The organism is Streptomyces sp. NPDC030991, from assembly GCF_055571235.1.
In genome coordinates, this window is the sequence record NZ_JBVIFR010000038.1 from 11,960 (window position 1) to 28,687 (window position 16,728).

The window sequence follows — 16,728 nt, forward strand, 5'->3', positions numbered from 1 at the left end:
CCATATAGCACGTACATTCGATTCAGGCATGATGTCGGCCACCTTCACCCGAACGTGTGGCACGACTACCGTCAGCACCATGAACCATCACGCGCGTGACCTGGTCTCTGTACGCGAAGCGACCGAACGGCTGCTTGCCGCGGTCGGCACCCTGGACAACGCCGCTGTGACCGAGCCGTCACGGCTGCCCGGCTGGAGCCGCGGCCATGTGCTCGCCCACCTCGCCCGGAACGCGGACGCCCTCGTGAACGTCCTCGCCGGCCGGCCCATGTACGAGAGCGCCGAGGCCCGCGACGCCGACATCGAGCGGGACGCCCCGCGGGAGCTGCGCGCCCAGATCGACGACGTACGGGCGAGTGCGGAGCGCTTCCAGGACATTGGGGCCGATACCGCCGAGGGCACGGACTGGTCGCGCACGGTGGAGCTGCGCAACGGCGTCAAGGACATCGCTTCCCGAGTGCCGTTCCGGCGCTGGGTCGAGGTCGAGCTGCACCATGTGGATCTCGGTATCGGCTATGAGCTGGAGGACCTGTCGGAGGAGTTCACGCGGCGGGAGATCGATTTCCTCGCGCGGCGTTTCCTCGGCCACCCGGACGTGGAGCCGCTGCTGATCCAGCAGGACGACGGCCGGACGATCCCCACCGGCGCGGTGCTGTCGTCCTCCTCCCCCGAAGAGATCGCGGACGGCGCCGTCGCGCCGATCGGGACCGTCGTCACGGGCCGCCCGGCGGACCTGCTGGGGTGGCTGTCGGGCCGCAGCGACGGCGGCGCCCTCTCCGTCGACGGCGGCTCCCTGCCCGCACTGCCGCCGCTATAGGCTGAGCGCATGACGTACAGCGGAACGGTGAAGGTCGGCGGCCCGGCGGACGTGCACGAGCTGCAGGACCTGATGATCTCCAAGGTCGCGGTCGGGCCGATGGACAACAACGCCTATCTGCTGCGGTGCCGCGCGACCGACCAGCAGTTGCTGATCGACGCGGCGAACGAACCGAGGACGCTGCTCCGCCTCATCGGTGACGACGGCATCTCGGCGGTCGTCACCACGCACCAGCACGGGGACCACTGGCAGGCCCTCGCGGAGGTCGTCGAGGCCACGGGCGCGCGCACGTACGCGGGGCGCGAGGACGCCGAGGGCATTCCGGTGCCGACGCGGGTCGCCGTCGACGACGGGGACACCATCGAGTTCGGCCACATCACGCTGACGGCCCGCCATCTGGTCGGCCACACCCCCGGCTCCATCGCCCTGATCTACGACGACCCGCACGGCCACCCCCACGTCTTCACCGGCGACTGCCTCTTCCCGGGCGGCGTCGGCAACACGCGCAAGGACCCGGTCGCCTTCGCGAGCCTCATCGACGACGTGGAGACGAAGATCTTCGCGCCGCTCCCGGACGAGACCTGGGTCTACCCCGGGCACGGGAACGACACGTCGCTCGGCGCCGAGCGGCCGCACCTCGCGCAGTGGCGCGCGCGGGGCTGGTGACCTGGAGGTTCGGGGGCCGACGCGGTCTCGAGGGGCGGCTGTTCACAAGAACGCAACGCCCGTTCCCACTATGCGGACAGTTGCCGGTCCGACCTCGACAGAGCGGGCTGTGCGCTGTCAGTCTCCCGCCATGCCTCTCGCCCACCGCGCCGCGCGTCTTGCCGTCTGCTCCGCCGTCGTTCTCGTCGCCGCCTCGGCCTGTGCCCCCGAGCCCGAGAAGAAGGCCGCGGACAAGCCCGCCACGGCTGCTTCCTGCGCCCCGGGCAAGCTGTCCACGGTGGCCTCGGGAAAGCTGACCGTGGGGACCGACAAGCCCGCCTACGCGCCCTGGTTCCAGGACGACGACCCGGCCGGCGGCAAGGGCTTCGAGTCGGCCGTCGCGTACGCCGTGGCGAAGCGGCTCGGTTACGGCACGGACCAGGTGGCGTGGCAGACCGTGCCGTTCAACAGTTCCTTCGCCCCGGGTGCGAAGAAGTTCGACTTCGACATCAACCAGGTGTCGATCAGCGACGCCCGCAGGAAGGCCGTGGCGTTCTCGTCCGGCTACTACGACGTGCGCCAGGCCGTCGTCGCGCTGAAGTCGTCCAAGGCCGCGAAGGCGAGGAGCCTCGCCGACCTGAAGGGCGTGAAGCTGGGCGCCCAGGTGGGTACCACCAGCCTGGACTACATCAACGACCTGGTGAAGCCGGCGCAGCGGCCGGCCGTCTACCAGAAGAACGACTTCGCCAAGTCCGCCCTGAACAACGGGCAGGTGGAGGCGATCGTCGTCGACCTGCCGACGGCCTTCTACTTCACCGGCGCCGAGGTCACGGACGCCGAGGTGGTGGGGCAGTTCGAGAACACGTCCGGCTCCCCCGAGCAGTTCGGTCTCGTCCTCGACAAGGAGAGCGGTCTGACGTCGTGCGTGACGGGCGCCGTGGACGCCCTTCGCAAGGACGGCACTCTGGCCTCCTTGGAGAAGAAGTGGCTGTCGGACGCCGTCGACGCCCCGGTGCTCAAGTGACCGTGGTGAAGCAGTCGACCGCCCCCAAGGACGCGTACGTCCCCTCCGAGCGGCGCGTGGCGCGCGAGCGCTACAAGCGGACCCGTGCGCGCCGGGCGACCGGGCTGGCGGCGCTGAGCACGCTGGTGACGGGCCTCGTCCTGTTCGTCGTCCTCGTCAACTCCCCCGGCTGGGAGCGGACGAAGGAGACGTTCTTCAGTGCGCACTACGCGCGCGTGGCGTTGCCGCAGGTCCTTGAGGGGCTCTGGCTCAATGTGCGTCTGCTGTTCGTGTGCGGGGCGTGCGTGCTCGTCCTCGGGATGCTGCTCGCGCTCGCGCGGACCCTGCGCGGGCCGGTGTTCTTCCCGCTGCGCGCCCTGGCCACGGCCTACACGGACTTCTTCCGTGGACTGCCGCTCATCATCTGCCTGTTGATGGTCATCTTCGGGGTGCCCGCGCTCCGTCTCCAGGGGGTGACCACCGATCCGATCGTCCTGGGCGGTGTCGCTCTGGTCCTCACGTACGCGGCATACGTCGCCGAGGTGTTCCGCGCGGGCATCGAGTCGGTCCACCCTTCGCAGCGGGCCGCCGCGCGCTCCCTCGGCCTCAACAGCCGTCAGACGCTGCGCTACGTAGTGCTGCCCCAGGCGGTGCGCCGAGTCGTGCCGCCTCTGTTGAACGACCTGGTGTCGCTCCAGAAGGACACCGGGCTCGTGTCGATCGGCGGCGCGGTGGACGCCGTGTACGCGGCGCAGATCATCGCCGGCAAGGACTTCAACTACACGCCGTACGTGGTCGCGGGTCTGGTCTTCGTCGCTCTCACCATTCCGATGACCCGCTTCACCGACTGGGTGACGGCCCGGATGGACCGGCGCCGGGCACAAGGAGGTCTCGTATGACCGGGCCCGTGCTGCGGATGGAGTCCGTCCGCAAGACGTTCGGCGACTCCGTGGTCCTGCGCGACGTCGACCTGGAGGTCGCGCCGCACACGGTGACCGCACTGATCGGCGCGTCCGGTTCGGGCAAGTCGACGCTGCTGCGCTGCGCCAACCTCCTGGAGGAGATCGACGACGGGGCGATCTGGCTGGACGGAGCGGAGATCACCGACCCGCGCGCGGACGCGGACGCCGTGCGGCGGCGGATCGGCGTCGTCTTCCAGGCGTACAACCTGTTCCCGCACCTGACCGTCCTGGAGAACGTCATGCTCGCGCCGCGCCGGGTGCACGGCGTCTCCCGGGAGGAGGCCGAGGAGCGGGCCAGGGGACTGCTGAAGCGTCTCGGGCTCGACGCGAAGGCCCGGGAGTACCCGGACCGGCTCAGCGGTGGCCAGCAGCAGCGTGCGGCCATCGTGCGGGCCCTCGCCGTCCGCCCCCGGCTGCTGCTCCTGGACGAGATCACCGCGGCCCTCGACCCGGAGCTGGTGGGCGAGGTCCTCGACGTGGTCCGCGACGTGAAGGGCGAGGGCATGACCATGGTGCTGGCCACCCATGAGATGGGCTTCGCCCGTGAGGTCGCCGACCAGGTGTGCTTCCTGGACGGCGGCGTGGTGCTCGAACGCGGCACCCCGGAGGCGGTGTTCGGGGATCCGCGGCAGGAACGTACGCGACAGTTCCTGCGCCGGATCGTGGACGCCGGCCGCCTGTAGGCCGCGCGTCACGCCTCCGCGGCGCCCGGGGCCGCCAGGGCCGCGACCCGCTCCACCCCGAACGCGTAGCCCTGCACGCCGCATCCGGCGATCACGCCGTCGGCGCGCAGGGACACGTAGGAGTGGTGCCGGAACTCCTCGCGCTGGTGGATGTTGGAGATGTGGACCTCCACCACGGGCAGCCCGTCACAGGTGTTGAGGGCGTCGAGGATCGCCACGGAGGTGTGCGAGTAGGCGGCCGGGTTGATCACGATGCCGACGTGGTTCTCGCGCGCCTCGTGGATCCAGTCGACGAGTTCGCCCTCGTGGTTGGAGTGCCGGAAGTCGACCGTGGCACCGTGCGCGGCGGCGGCCTTGACGCACAGGGCCTCGACGTCGGCGAGCGTGTCGCGGCCGTAGATCTCCGGCTGGCGCTTGCCGAGCAGGTTCAGGTTCGGGCCGTTCAGGACCAGGATCGGCGCGGTGGCGAGGGTGTGCGGCACAAGGACCTCCGTACGACGGGCGGATGCTCCCTGAGGGTCTATCACGGGGGCTTGTGGCGGCCGGGATCCGTCTCGGTCCCTGGAGGTCGCCCCGGCCGCCCCCGGTCCTTCACGGCGTGACGGCGAGCTCCACGTAGGCGGCGAGGATCACCAGATGCACGCCGCCTTGCAGAGGTGTGGCCCGGCCGGGGACGACGGTGAGGGTGCTGACGATCAGGGTCAGGGCGAGCAGCACCATGTGGGTCGCGCCGAGGCCGAGGACGAGCGGCCCCGTGAGCCAGAACGAGGCGATGGCGACCGCGGGCACCGTCAGGCCGATGCTGGCCATCGCGGAGCCGAGGGCGAGGTTGAGGCTGGTCTGTACGCGGTCGCGGCGGGCCGCGCGCAACGCGGCGATGGTCTCCGGGAGCAGCACGAGCAGTGCGATGATCACGCCGACGACGGCCTGCGGCATGCCCGCCGCCTCGACGCCGTGCTCGATCGTCTTCGAGACGCCCTTGGCGAGGCCGACGACGGCGATGAGGGCGAGCGCGAGCAGTCCGAGGCTGATCAGGGCCGTGCGCGTGGTCGGCACCCGCGCGTGGTCGTCGGCGTCGATGACGTCGCCGTGCTTGGTGATCGGCAGGAAGTAGTCGCGGTGGCGCACGGTCTGCGTGGCGACGAAGAGGCCGTACAGGACGATCGCGGCGGCGGCCGAGAAGATCAGCTGCGAGGTGGAGAACTCCGCTCCGGGCTTGCTGGTCGTGAAGGTCGGCAGGACCAGGCAGAGGGTCGCGAGCGTGGCGACCGTGGCGAGGGCGCTGCCCGTGCCCTCGGACTGGAAGATCGCCACGCGGTGGCGGAGCGCGGCCGAGAGCAGGCTGATGCCGACGATGCCGTTGCAGGTGATCATCACGGCGGCGAACACCGTGTCCCGGGCGAGGGTGGAACTCTTGGCGCCGCCGTCGGCCATCAGGGTGACGATGAGCGCGACCTCGATGATCGTGACGGCGACGGCGAGGACCAGGGAGCCGAAGGGTTCGCCGACGCGGTGGGCGATGACCTCCGCGTGGTGCACGGCCGCGAGGACGGATCCCGCGAGGACGACGGAGACGACCGCGACCAGGACGCCGGGCAGGTCGCGCCCCCAGGTGCAGGCGAGGAGCACGATCGCCAGCACCGGGACGATGACGGTCCACTGTGCGGCCAGGGCCCGGAGTCTGGTGATCATGCCTTCGATGGTGCCCGCGGTGGGGGGGGGGGGGGGGGGGGGGGGGGGCCCGCCCCCCCCCCCCCCCCCCCCCCCCCCCCCCCCCCCCCCCCCTCCTCTCCCCCCCCCCCCCCCCCCCCCCCCCCCCCCCCCCCCCCCGCCGGGCATGCCGGACGTGACTCAGGAGGGACGGTTGGTGTCGGGGATCTCGAGGTGGATGCCGCGTCCTTCGGAGAGGAAGAGCAGGACGAACTTGCGGATGGCCTCCTCCACGGTCCAGGCCACCTCGGGGACGAGCGGCAGGGGAATGAGTCCTTCGCGGAAGGCCACCAGCAGCGGCCAGGCTGCGGCGATCAGCGGCTGCCAGAAGGGCTCCTTGTCCAGCCCGATCAGGTCGCCGGTCCGGCTGCCGAGCGTGTACCTGCCGAAGGCGTTGATCAGGGGCCGGGTGAGACCGGCGTCGAGTTCGGCGACGATGTCGAGGAGGACGTCGGTCAGTTCCTTGCCCTCGGGCGTGGCGGCGAGCCGGGGATCGAGGACCTGTGCGGCCTGTGCGTTGGCCTCGTTCCAGGAGGCGGGTATGTACTCGTCCTGGACGCCGAGCAGGTGCGCGGTGACCTGCCACACGTGCAGGAAGCCGTCGGACTCGCCGGAGCTGACCGGAACCCTCCAGCCGATCAGCTTGCGCATGACAAACGTGGAGAGACTGTGCCAGGTGACCATGATGTCGGCCTGGCTGATGGGGGTCGTCTGGCCGCCGTTGGTCCGGGACCAGCCCGGAGACTGGGGCAGCAGGTGCCGTACGGCAGCATGCACCACCCGGGTCTTCACGGCGGTCACGATCATTCCGCCCTGCGGCTGGTAGGCGTCCAGGTCCCCGACGTCGTACCCGAGCTGGGCGGTCTTGGCGATGCGGTCCTTCATGTCCGCGCCGCCCTTGGAGTAGTAGACGGCGCGTGCCTCCCGGGGAATGGCGGTGCTCATCAGGCCGCTGCCCAGCCCGTACAGAGCGCCCGCGTAGATGCCCTTCTTCTTGGTGAACCGGGCCGCGGCGTCGAGCTTGCGCCGGTCCGTCCAGGACGGGAGTTGGCGGGCCTTCTCCATGAAGTCGCGCAGGTCCGCGGGGAGTCCGGCCGGCAGCGGCTGGTCGTTACGGGTCCATTTGCGCAGCGCCTCGTTGGCCTTGGCCGTGTCCCCGCGTTCGATCACGGCGGCCAGCACCGGGTCGGCTTCCTCGTCCCAGACCCATTCCGGGTCGAGTCCCGCTCCCTTGCCCGCCACCGAACCGCTCGGTGCCCACGTCCACAAGGACCGTGCGCTCGCCGGTGACGCCGCCCCCAGTGCTCCGAGCGCTCCGAGCGCTCCGCCTGTGATCAACATTCTGCGCCTGCTGAGTTCGTCCATTGCTCTGAACTCCTCCTTTGGTCCTGCGGATGCTCGCTATGGGGTGAGAGGGGTGAGAGAGCTGTGGTGCTTCTCCCGCGGAGGACCGGCCCCGGAGGTCCGTACGGGCCGCGGCAGGCCGTCATGCGTCCGGGTGTCCAGCGGCCACTTCCTGCGCACCGTTCGAACGCCCCTGTGCCGGGCCGTGTGCGCCCGCCGCCCGCCGGTTCGGGGTTGTCACAGGCGCGCGGGGGCTGTCTCTCCTCAGCCGGGGCGGTTGGTCTCGGGGATCTCGATGTGCGTTCCCTGGCCCTTGGTGAGGTAGAACAGGATGTACTTGCGGGCTGCCTCGTCGATCGTCCAGGCCAGCGGCGGCACCATCGGCAGGGGGATCAGCTTCTCGCGGAAGGCGACCAGCTTCGGCCAGGCGGTCTCTATCGCCTTCTCCCAGAAGGGCTCGCGAGGGATGCCGTCCCAGTCGGCGACCTGGTCACCGACCAGGTACCGGGCGAGCGCGTCGACCAGGGGACGGTCGATGCCGCCGGGACTGGTCTGCTCGGCGAGCTGGCGCAGCAGGATGTCGGTGAGTTCGACACCTTCGCGGGTGGAGGCGAGAACCGGGTCGAGCACCTGCTCGGACTGCGAGTTGGCCGCGTCCCAGGTGGCGGGTATGTACTCGTCCCGGATGCCGAGCAGATGTGCGGTCACCTGCCACACGTGCAGATAGGCCACCGATTCGGCCGATGTGATGGGCACCTTCCACTCAAGCATCTTCCGCATGGCGTAGGTGGGCAGGCTGTGCCAGGTGACCAGCATGTCCTGCTGGCTGATGGGGATCCTCTGGTCGGCGCTGGTCTGCTCCCAGCCCGGGGAGTGCGGCAGCAGGTGGCGTACGGCGGCGTGGACCAGGCGGGTCTTGACGGCCTGCACGATGACGTCGCCGTCGGGCCGGAAAGCGTTCAGGTCCCCGACGGCGAAGCCGAGCATGCTCGTCTTGGCGACACGGTCCTCCATGTCGGCGCCGCCCTTGGAGTAGTAGACGGCGCGCGCCTCACGGGGAATGGCGGTGCTCAGCATGCCGCCTCCCACTCCGTTGAGCAGGTTCAGGTAGAGGCCCCTGGACTTGTTGAAGCCGGCCGCTGTCTCCAGTTTGTTCCGGTCCGCCCAGGACGGGAGTTGGCGGGCCTTCTCCATGAAGTCGCGCAGGTCCGCGGGGAGTCCGGGCGGCAGCGGCTGGTCGTTACGGGTCCACGTGCGCAGCGCCTCGTTGACCTTGGCCGTGTCCCCGCGTCCGATCACGGCGGCGACCAGCGGGTCGGCCTCCTCGTCCCAGACCCATTCCGGGTCGAGCCCCGCTCCCTTGCCCGCCACCGAACCGCTCGGCGCCCACGTCCACAGGGACCGTGCGTGGGCCGGCGACGCCACGCTCAGCGCTCCGAACGCCCCCAGTGCCCCGCTCGCGAACAACATCCTGCGCCTGCTGAGTCCGTCCATCGCTTCGAACTCCTCCTTGAGTTCCGTGACGCCACTGTCCGGGTTGGTACGATGAAACGCTTCCTGATTCTGTGTTTCATCAGGGGAGCACATGTGCGATGCGAATACCAGAGGCTGTACCGAATCAGGGAGGCACCTATGGAACCCGTCCTGCCGACTGTCAGGCGGCCGTCCGAGGCTCCGTCCGTGTTGGAGATCGCGTTCACCGAGGCCGTCGACGGTGCCGACCAGGACGACGAGGTGTCGGCTCGTCTGCTCGACGCCGCCTACGCGCAGTTCTGCCGCATGGGCATCAAACGCTCGACCATGACGGACGTGGCGCGACTGGCCGGTGTCTCCCGGATCACGGTCTACCGTCGATTCGCCACCAAGGACCAATTGGTCGAGCAGGTCGTACGGCGCGAGTTCCGGCGCTACTTCGACCGTTTCATCGAGGACATCCGGGGCGCCGAGACCGTCGCCGACCGAGTGGTCCTGGGGTTCGCGAGCTCATTGCGGGCCATTCGCCACAACGCTCTCATCGGCGGGCTCATCGCCGCCGAACCGGACGCCCTCGTGCCGTCGATGATCAGTGACGAGGGCCGCACGCTGAGTGTGGTGCAGCAATTCGTCGCGTCGCGGCTGCGCCAGGAACAGTCGGCCGGCAACATCTCCGCCGACGTGGAGGTGAGCATGCTGGCCGAGATGATGGTCCGGGTGTCCGCGTCGTTCCTGATCATCCCCAGCCATGTGCTCGACCTCGACGACGAGGAGCAGGTGCGTGCGGTGGCGCGGCAGTTCCTCGTCCCGATGCTCGGTCCACCGCACTCGCCTCACTCGTAGCGTTCGCCCTTCTCCGCCGTCGTCACCAGGGATGCCGGCGGCACGAACCGCTCTCCGTACAGCTCGGCCAGCTCCCTGGCCCGGAGGACGAAGCCGTGGGGACCGCCGGGGTAGCCGTTGATGTACTGCAGGACCCCGCCGGTCCACGGGGGAAGGCCGATGCCCAGAAGGGAGCCGATGGTGGCGTCGGGCATGGAGACAAGTAAGGGGTCTATTGGCTTTGCCTCAATAGCGTGTGCAGGCATCAACAAGGCAACGGAGTATGCCGAGTTGACGGGAGTAAGACACCCCAGGCTGGCAATCACGGTTCCTTGATGTGACACCTGTTGACTCAAGGCCAAGAGCGGTTCACTGTGAGGACCGCTCAGGAATCCGCCCATGTGATGGAGGGAGCCCGCCGTGGCCACAGCAGAGCAGCCGTACGAGCCCGTCGAGGGGTTGACGATCCCGGCACTGCTGCGTCGCAACGCCCAGCGGTTCGGCGAGCGTCCGGCGCTGACCACCGGCATCGGGCCGGATGCCGGAACGCTGTCGTGGTCGCAGTTGCGTGCGGAGGTCGCTGCCCTCACCCGCGGTCTCACGGCCCTGGGACTCCAGCGGGACGACCGCATGCTCGTCGCGATGTCCAAGCGAGCCGAGCACTGGGTCACCGACCTGGCCGCGATCCATGTCGGCGCCCTGCCGTGCAGCACGTACGACACGCTGAGCACCGAACAGATCGGGGCCATGGCCCGGCACAGCGCGGCCACCGTCCTCGTCCTGGAGGGCAAGGAGCAGCTGGAGCGTTGGCAGCCGATCCTGGAGGATCAGCCGAATCTGCGCGCCGTCGTCGTCCTCGACTGGGACGCCGCGCCGCCGGACGACCCGCGTTTCGTCAGCTACGCCGCCGTGCGCGGCGCGGTACCACCCGACGACACCGCCTTCGAGGCGCTCACGGACGCCGTCACCCCCGACCAACCGCTGGCCCTGGTGTACACCTCGGGCACGACCGGTGACCCCAAGGGCGTGGTGCTCTCGCACCGCAACGTGATCCACGAGTCCCGGATGCATGACCACCTCGTGCCCGTCCCGGAGCATCCGAGGTCGGTCGCGTACCTGCCGATGGCACACATCGCCGAGCGGGTGCTCGGGATCTACCTGCCGATCTGCGACGCGGGCCACGTCACGATCTGCCCGGAGCCCGACCAACTCCTGCCCGCACTGCTCACGGTGCGCCCACAGAACTTCTTCGGAGTGCCCCGGGTGTGGGAGAAGCTCGCAACCGGGCTGAGGGCGAGGCTGGCGACACTCGACGAACAGCAGATGGCGGCGGTGGCACAGGCCCAGAAGATCGCTCTTGAGGTGTATCGCCTTCGCTCCGAGGGCGAGGACATACCGGCCGAGCTCGCCGGGCCGCTGGAGCAGCTCGACGAGCAGGTGATGAGGCCCCTGCGAAAGGCCGTCGGACTCGAGGACTGCCGCAGAGCCTTCAGCGGCGCGGCCCCGATTTCCACCGCTGTCCTGGAGTTCCTGGCAAGTGTGGGACTGCCGGTGTACGAGGTGTGGGGACTGAGCGAGACCACCGGCGCGGCGACGGTCAGCACACCCGAGGTGTTCGCGCTCGGCTCGGTCGGTCGGCCCGGACCGGGCATCGAGGTGCGGGAAGCCGCTGACGGTGAACTCCTCGTCCGCGGCCCTGTCGTGTTCCTCGGTTACCTGCAGGCCGACGGCCGCATCGAGAGCGCGACCGACGCCGAGGGCTGGCTGCCCACCGGCGACGTCGGAACGATCGACTCACGCGGGCTGGTCACCATCACCGACCGCAAGAAAGAAATCATCATCACCGACGCCGGCAAGAACATCGCCCCGACCAGGATCGAAAGCCTGCTGCGGGCGCACCCACTGGTCGATCAGGCCGTCGCGATCGGTGACCGGCGGCGCTATGTCACCGCCCTCCTGGTGCTCGACGAGCACACGGCTCCGATCTGGGCCGAGGCCAACGGTATCGACGAGTGCGACCTGGACGCGCTGACCCGCGACCCAGTGGTGCTGTCGGCCCTGGACGAGGCGGTCGCCGAGGCCAACGCGGTGCTCTCCCGCGCGGAGCAGGTGAAGAAGCACCTCGTCCTGGCCGGCCCCTGGACCGCCGAGAGCGGTGAGCTGACGCCCAAACTGAGCTTGCGGCGCCGCGCGATCGACGAACTGCACGCCGCCGCGATCGAGTCGATGTACCCGTAGGACAGACACGGCCGCGACCACGAAGGAGAAATGATCACATGGGCGTTCAGCGCGAGGCTCAGCGACGCCGAATGGAGCCGGACGCCCGGCGCGCCGAGATCCTCGCCGTCGCACGAAGACTGTTCGGTGCCCACAGCTACACCACGGTGTCCATCGCGGACATCGCCTCCGAGGCCGGTGTGGCGCGTGCCCTTGTCAGCCACTACTTCGGCAGCAAACGGCAGCTCTACCTGGAGGTCGTCCGGCAGATGATGGTCATCCCGGCCTCCGTCTCCGAGCGGCTCCCTTTGACCACGGCCGAGGAACGTGTGTCGATCTGCGTCGACCGCTGGCTCGAAGTGGTGGAACGCAACCGGGAGATGTGGCTGTCCGCGATCGGCCTGGAAGCGCTGGGCAACGATCCCGAGATCGACCAGATCATGCTCGAAGCCGACGAGATCGCCACCGACCGTGTTCTCGAGGCGGCGATGATGGCGGACGTCACCGAGGGCCGGCAGAAGCTCCGGGCGATGGTCCGCGCCCACAGCAGCATGTTGAAGGCCGCCTCCCGCGAATGGCTGGTGCGCGGCACCCTCAGCCGCAGCGACCTGCACGTGATGCTGACCCGCACCGTGCTCCACCTGGTCGAGACGGTCTTCCCCGCCCTTCGGGACGAGTGAGAACACCTCTGCGGCAGAACACCCCTACGGCGAAATGCCCCTGCGGCGGAACCATCGACGTCCCATCAAGCCGGTGCGGGCGGACGACCCCGCCCGTCCGGTCCTGGCGAACGTGCTCGGCACCGTGGCGCTAGGGGAGGCCACGGCGGTGGCACGGACCGTCAGCGGCCCCGCGGACCTCATGGGCCGCGCCCTGGTCGTCCGCGCGGACGGCTCCCACCACGGTGATTCCGGCGTCCTCCCCGAACTGGACCGTGCCGTGGCACCGTCGAGGCCTGCCCGGACAGCAGCGTCCGGGCCGTCAACCGTCCATCCCCGGCCGGTCCCGCTCGCTCACACTGCAGCCGCAGCACGGCCTGGACCGGCACCGCCGAACCAAGTTCCGGACCATTGCAAGTGGCCGGTCAGTGCACCAGCAGGTCGATCACTCCCGTCAGGTCCTCCTCGCCGCTGCCCTCGGCCAGGCGGCGCCGCATCAGCTCGAAGTAGGGGCTGAGCAGTTCCGGGCTGACCCCCTGCTGCTCGGCGGTGCTCAGGAAGGTCGGTGTGCCGGCCACCTGCATGGCGAGGTTGGAGACGACCCCCTTCGTGTAGTCGCCGCTCCGCAACTGGTCGGCGGTCTGGTGAACTGCCGGGGCCATCGCGACGAGCCAGTCTGCGAGCAGCGGGGCGAGCGCCGTGGGGTCGATGTCCTCCTTGCGGATCAGGGCGAAGGCGTGCGCGGCCCCGGCGAACATTCCGTACATGGCGCTGAGCAGGGCCACGTCGTGCAGGGCCGCGAATCCCGCGTCCTCGCCGACGTAGGTGGTGCCGGCCGGGATGCCCAGGGTCTGCTGGTGCCGCTCGAACAGCTCTGGGGAGCCGCTGTAGAAGACGTAGCCGCCGGCTTCCGGGATTCCGATCATTGGCGGAACGGCCATGATGCCGCCGTCCAGGTAGCGGGCGCCGCGTTCGCGGGCCCATTCGGCGCGGGCGCGGGCCTGGGCGGGGGTGCTGGTGGTCAGGTTGATCAGGTCCTTGTCGGTCAGGTCGGTGCCGGTGAGCACCTCGTCGACCGAGGTGTCGTTCAGCAGGCAGACGACGACCAGGGTGTTCGCCGCGACCGCCTCGGCGGCGGTGTCCGCGACTCTCGCACCCTCGGCGGCGAGTGCCGCGGCGCGGGCCGGGGTGCGGTTCCAGACGGTGAGCGGGTGGCCGGCGGCAAGCCAGGTGCGGGCCAGCGCGGTGCCCATCGCGCCGAGGCCGAGCAGCGTGACGGGAGTCTTCTCAACAGTGGTGTGTGCCATGGCGATTAGGCTGGTCACAAGTCCGGGGGTGATCAAGTACGCACTTGGTAGTGGGTGGTTACCCCGAGGTGAGCGAGCACGTCGCAAGGGTGGGGCATGACAACGCTGAACCGGCCGGGCACACCAGAGGGACACGTCTGCGGGATCGACACCGCGATGGAGGTGATCGGCGGCAAGTGGAAAGTGCTGATCCTCTGGGCGCTCCACGAGCACCCCTGCCGTCGCTTCGGCGAGCTGCGTCGACTGCTTCCGGGGATCACCGAGAAGGTGCTTGCCTCTCACCTGCGTGAGCTGGAAGCGGACGGTGTCGTGCACCGCGTCTCCTACGACGAGGTGCCGCCCCGCGTCGAGTACTCGCTGACCGAGGACGGTAAGCGCCTCAACGACGCACTCCAGCCGCTGGCCGCCTGGGGTCGCGAGCGGCCGACCATTCAAGGGCTGGAGGAGAAGCCGGGCTAGGGTCAGTTGTGAACGCGCTGGTCCCAGCCGCTCGTTGATGGCCGCGACCAGCACGGTGGCTTCGTAGCGGACGGCGAGTTCGTCGTATCGAGTGGCTACCCCCGGTGGCGCTGCCGTGATCAGCGTTCGGGTTCCGGCTGGAGCGTGGAATCCGTATGTCGCAGGAGGCCGCCAAGGACGAGCTCAAGGCCCGCCTCGAACGCCGCTTCGTGATCGAGGACCGGGACATCGGCCGGCAGGTCCCCCGTCGGGCCCGTGTCCGCCTGCTCCTCCAGCACGCAGCCGACCGTGTACCGGCCGGCGGCCAGCATCGCCATCTGCGCGTCCTTCTCAGGCACTCCGGAGGCGACGAGGAAGTGCATCTTGCGCCGGATCCGGTCCAGGTCACCGGTCGGGGCGCTGCCTGCGTGGAGGCGGGCGCCGTCGCGGCGGCGCAGCAGGGTGCGCCGGAAGCTGCGCGAGTTCTCCAGGAACCACTCGCGCCAGTCGTCCTCGGGCGTCGGGAGCGGTGCGGTGGCATGAGGGGCCATGGCGGCCGCCGCCATGGCCGCCAGGAGGTCCCTCTTGGTCCGGAAGTGGTAGTAGAGCGACGGCTGCTCGACGCCGAGCCGCTTCGCCAGCCGCCTGGTGCTGACGTTTTCCAGGCCCACTTCGTCGAGCAGGTCCAGCGCCTCGGTGACGACGGTCTCGCGGTTCATCTTGGTCACGTTGACATTCTATCGGTGATAGAAGACTCTGAAAAGGAATCAATCACCGATAGATTTTGGGGTGGATGCCCGTGGATGCCATGCCGAACAAGAGCACGAAGCGTGCTCTGCGGGTTCTTGTCGCCGGTGGCGGTGTCGCCGGACAGGCGCTGGCCTTCTGGCTCACCCGCGGCGGTCACGAGGTGAAGGTCGCCGAACGCTTCTCGACGCTGCGCGCCTCGGGAGCCCAGGTCGACCTGCGCGGGCAGGGCATCGAGGCGGTCGAGCGCATGGGCCTGCTGGAGACCGTGCGCGGTCGACTGGTGGACGAGGCGGGCGTCGCGTTCGTCGATTCCCGCGGAAAGCCGAAGGCGACGATCATGGCGAACACGTCCGGCGAAGGAAGGCAGACCCTCACCTCGGAGTACGAGATCATGCGCGGCGACCTGGTGCGCATCCTCCACGACGCGACCAAGGACGACACCGAGTACATCTTCGGCAAGAGCGTCGACGGTTTCGACCAGGACGAGCGCCACGTCACCGCCCGCTTCTCCGACGGCACTTCAGCGGAGTACGACCTGCTGATCGGCGCGGACGGACAGGGCTCACACGTCCGGCGGACGCTCCTGCCCGAGGGCTTCGACCCGTACTGGCGCGTCGGCATCCACATGGCCTACTGGTTCGTCCCGCGCATCGCCTCCGACAGCAACATCCGCGACACCTACATGGTTCCGGGCGGCCGACAGATCATGCGGCGCAGCCACAACGCGACCGAGACGCAGGTGTACTTCGTGATGCGCGAGGAGTCGGCGGAAGCCTCCGCGATCCACCGCGCACCCGTAGAGCAGCAGCAGAAGTTCTGGGCCGACCGCTTCTCTGACGCGGGCTGGCAGACCGAGCGCTTCGTGGAGGGCATGAAGAGGAGCCCGTTCTTCTACTCCCAGGAGATCGCCCAGGTCCGCACCGATACCTGGTCCAAGGGCCGCGTGGTCCTGGTCGGCGACGCCGCGCACTGCGCGTCTCCCTACAGCGGCATGGGCGTCGCCGGCGGTCTGGTCGGCGCCTACGTCCTGGCCGGGGAGATCAACCGGCACCCCGACGATCTCCCCACCGCCCTGGCGAACTACGACCGCGTCCTGCGGCCCTTCGTCAACGAGATCCAGGCCGAGCTCAACCCCCGCCTGCTCCGCGTCGGCATGCCCATGCACCAGCACGCGATCAGCGCCTTCCAGACGGCCACCGCCCTGGCCTGCTTCTTCCGCATCCCCGACCTGGTCGCACGGTTCTCCAAGGAGGACCGCGGCGGCGACTGGCAGCTCCCGGCACACCCCGTCCCGGTCGCCGTCTAGCGGCTGCGTCTGGATCACCGGGCGCACCAGAGCGTGTCACTGCGAGCCTGCGTTACGCGGAGCGACCCCCGATGGCATCCCACTCCGGCCGGCTGCTCATGATCCGTACCCTCGCGCACTGTTCATCGCGCGCGGAGGACGCCATCTCCGCAGGACCCCGTGCTCACGAGGAGGCGGTCCCTACCGACGTGAACGTCGACTCCACTGTTACCTGCGCAGACGCGGGATCAAGGCCACCATCCCGGTCCCGGCGGACCGGGTCCGTGACTGTCTCAAGCGTGGACCGCGTGGCGGGCGGCCGCCGGCGTTCGACAAGGACGACTACAAGCAGCGGCACACCGTCGAGTGCCGGATCAACCGGCGCAAGCGCCACCGGGCCGTCGCCACACGGTACGGCGAACTCGCCGTCCGCTACGAAGCAACCGTGCTGATCGCAGCCGTCAACGAATGGCGCTGACCTCTATAAATGCTTCGGCGGAACCAACTGTCGAGCAGACGGGCCTTGGCGAACGAGTCGGCCGCCGAAGAAGCCGAGGCGGTGCACGAGATCCTTGCGCTGACCGCTCAAGTCGAGGGCAAAACCCACCGGTAT

Annotated in this window: 16 protein-coding genes and 1 pseudogene; 10 read left to right on the forward strand and 7 right to left on the reverse strand. The window is 69.4% G+C overall.

The features are described 5' to 3' along the window. The first annotated feature begins 79 nt into the window (after positions 1-79). The 5 genes from ACZ45E_RS38220 to ACZ45E_RS38240 all read left to right on the forward strand — a co-directional run bounded on the left by ACZ45E_RS38220 (position 80) and on the right by ACZ45E_RS38240 (position 4,110). Complete coding sequence (locus ACZ45E_RS38220) at positions 80-817, forward strand: maleylpyruvate isomerase family mycothiol-dependent enzyme (RefSeq protein ID WP_468230674.1); 738 nt, start codon at positions 80-82, stop codon at positions 815-817. 9 nt (positions 818-826) lie between these two features. Then, positions 827-1,483 (forward strand): MBL fold metallo-hydrolase, encoded by a 657-nt coding sequence (locus ACZ45E_RS38225; protein WP_468230675.1) that lies wholly within the window; start codon positions 827-829, stop codon positions 1,481-1,483. A 130-nt stretch (positions 1,484-1,613) separates the two neighbouring features. Then, positions 1,614-2,486, forward strand: a complete 873-nt coding sequence (locus tag ACZ45E_RS38230) for an ABC transporter substrate-binding protein (RefSeq protein ID WP_468230677.1) — start codon at positions 1,614-1,616, stop codon at positions 2,484-2,486. A gap of 2 nt (positions 2,487-2,488) precedes the next feature. Further along, on the forward strand, positions 2,489-3,364 hold the full coding sequence (locus ACZ45E_RS38235; protein ID WP_468230737.1) for an amino acid ABC transporter permease: 876 nt from the start codon (positions 2,489-2,491) through the stop codon (positions 3,362-3,364). Beyond that, positions 3,361-4,110 carry an amino acid ABC transporter ATP-binding protein gene (locus tag ACZ45E_RS38240; RefSeq protein ID WP_468230680.1) on the forward strand — a complete coding sequence of 250 codons (750 nt, stop codon included), beginning with the start codon at positions 3,361-3,363 and terminating at the stop codon, positions 4,108-4,110. Before ACZ45E_RS38235 ends, ACZ45E_RS38240 begins: the two co-directional genes overlap by 4 nt. An 8-nt stretch (positions 4,111-4,118) precedes the next feature. On the opposite strand, the gene aroQ is transcribed toward ACZ45E_RS38240, so the two are convergent. The 4 genes from aroQ to ACZ45E_RS38260 form a co-directional block, all read right to left on the reverse strand. Beyond that, positions 4,119-4,592 (reverse strand): type II 3-dehydroquinate dehydratase, encoded by a 474-nt coding sequence (aroQ, locus tag ACZ45E_RS38245; protein ID WP_468230683.1) that lies wholly within the window; start codon positions 4,590-4,592, stop codon positions 4,119-4,121. Between the two features lie 109 nt (positions 4,593-4,701). Next, a complete protein-coding gene (locus tag ACZ45E_RS38250) occupies positions 4,702-5,802 on the reverse strand; it encodes a calcium:cation antiporter (protein WP_468230686.1) in 1,101 nt (366 codons plus the stop codon). A 159-nt stretch (positions 5,803-5,961) separates the two neighbouring features. After that, the gene (locus ACZ45E_RS38255; RefSeq protein ID WP_468230689.1) at positions 5,962-7,185 is read right to left on the reverse strand and encodes an oxygenase MpaB family protein; all 1,224 of its coding nucleotides are present in this window, start codon (positions 7,183-7,185) and stop codon (positions 5,962-5,964) included. A gap of 243 nt (positions 7,186-7,428) precedes the next feature. Continuing rightward, positions 7,429-8,658, reverse strand: coding sequence for an oxygenase MpaB family protein (locus ACZ45E_RS38260; RefSeq protein WP_468230691.1), 1,230 nt, complete (start codon positions 8,656-8,658; stop codon positions 7,429-7,431). 186 nt (positions 8,659-8,844) lie between these two features. On the opposite strand from ACZ45E_RS38260, the gene ACZ45E_RS38265 reads away from it, so the two are divergent. Then, positions 8,845-9,480: a TetR/AcrR family transcriptional regulator gene (locus ACZ45E_RS38265; RefSeq protein ID WP_468230693.1), complete on the forward strand. Its 636-nt coding sequence runs from the start codon at positions 8,845-8,847 to the stop codon at positions 9,478-9,480. Here ACZ45E_RS38265 and ACZ45E_RS38270 read toward each other — a convergent pair. Further along, a pseudogene (locus tag ACZ45E_RS38270) lies at positions 9,471-9,686 on the reverse strand (hypothetical protein); the annotation flags it as partial. The gene ACZ45E_RS38265 and the pseudogene ACZ45E_RS38270 sit on opposite strands and share 10 nt — an antisense overlap. A gap of 193 nt (positions 9,687-9,879) precedes the next feature. On the opposite strand from ACZ45E_RS38270, the gene ACZ45E_RS38275 reads away from it, so the two are divergent. Next, a complete protein-coding gene (locus ACZ45E_RS38275; protein WP_468230696.1) occupies positions 9,880-11,697 on the forward strand; it encodes an AMP-dependent synthetase/ligase in 1,818 nt (605 codons plus the stop codon). A gap of 38 nt (positions 11,698-11,735) precedes the next feature. Further along, positions 11,736-12,356: a TetR/AcrR family transcriptional regulator gene (locus ACZ45E_RS38280; RefSeq protein ID WP_468230699.1), complete on the forward strand. Its 621-nt coding sequence runs from the start codon at positions 11,736-11,738 to the stop codon at positions 12,354-12,356. A 404-nt stretch (positions 12,357-12,760) separates the two neighbouring features. On the opposite strand, the gene ACZ45E_RS38285 is transcribed toward ACZ45E_RS38280, so the two are convergent. Next, positions 12,761-13,642, reverse strand: a complete 882-nt coding sequence (locus tag ACZ45E_RS38285) for an NAD(P)-dependent oxidoreductase (RefSeq protein WP_468230702.1) — start codon at positions 13,640-13,642, stop codon at positions 12,761-12,763. Between the two features lie 96 nt (positions 13,643-13,738). Here ACZ45E_RS38285 and ACZ45E_RS38290 point away from each other — a divergent pair, with 96 nt between their 5' ends. Then, on the forward strand, positions 13,739-14,101 hold the full coding sequence (locus ACZ45E_RS38290) for a winged helix-turn-helix transcriptional regulator (RefSeq protein WP_468230705.1): 363 nt from the start codon (positions 13,739-13,741) through the stop codon (positions 14,099-14,101). Positions 14,102-14,220: 119 nt separating this feature from the next. On the opposite strand, the gene ACZ45E_RS38295 is transcribed toward ACZ45E_RS38290, so the two are convergent. Beyond that, positions 14,221-14,799, reverse strand: a complete 579-nt coding sequence (locus ACZ45E_RS38295; protein WP_468230740.1) for a TetR/AcrR family transcriptional regulator C-terminal domain-containing protein — start codon at positions 14,797-14,799, stop codon at positions 14,221-14,223. Between the two features lie 74 nt (positions 14,800-14,873). On the opposite strand from ACZ45E_RS38295, the gene ACZ45E_RS38300 reads away from it, so the two are divergent. After that, complete coding sequence (locus tag ACZ45E_RS38300) at positions 14,874-16,136, forward strand: FAD-dependent monooxygenase (protein ID WP_468230707.1); 1,263 nt, start codon at positions 14,874-14,876, stop codon at positions 16,134-16,136. Positions 16,137-16,728: the final 592 nt, after the last annotated feature.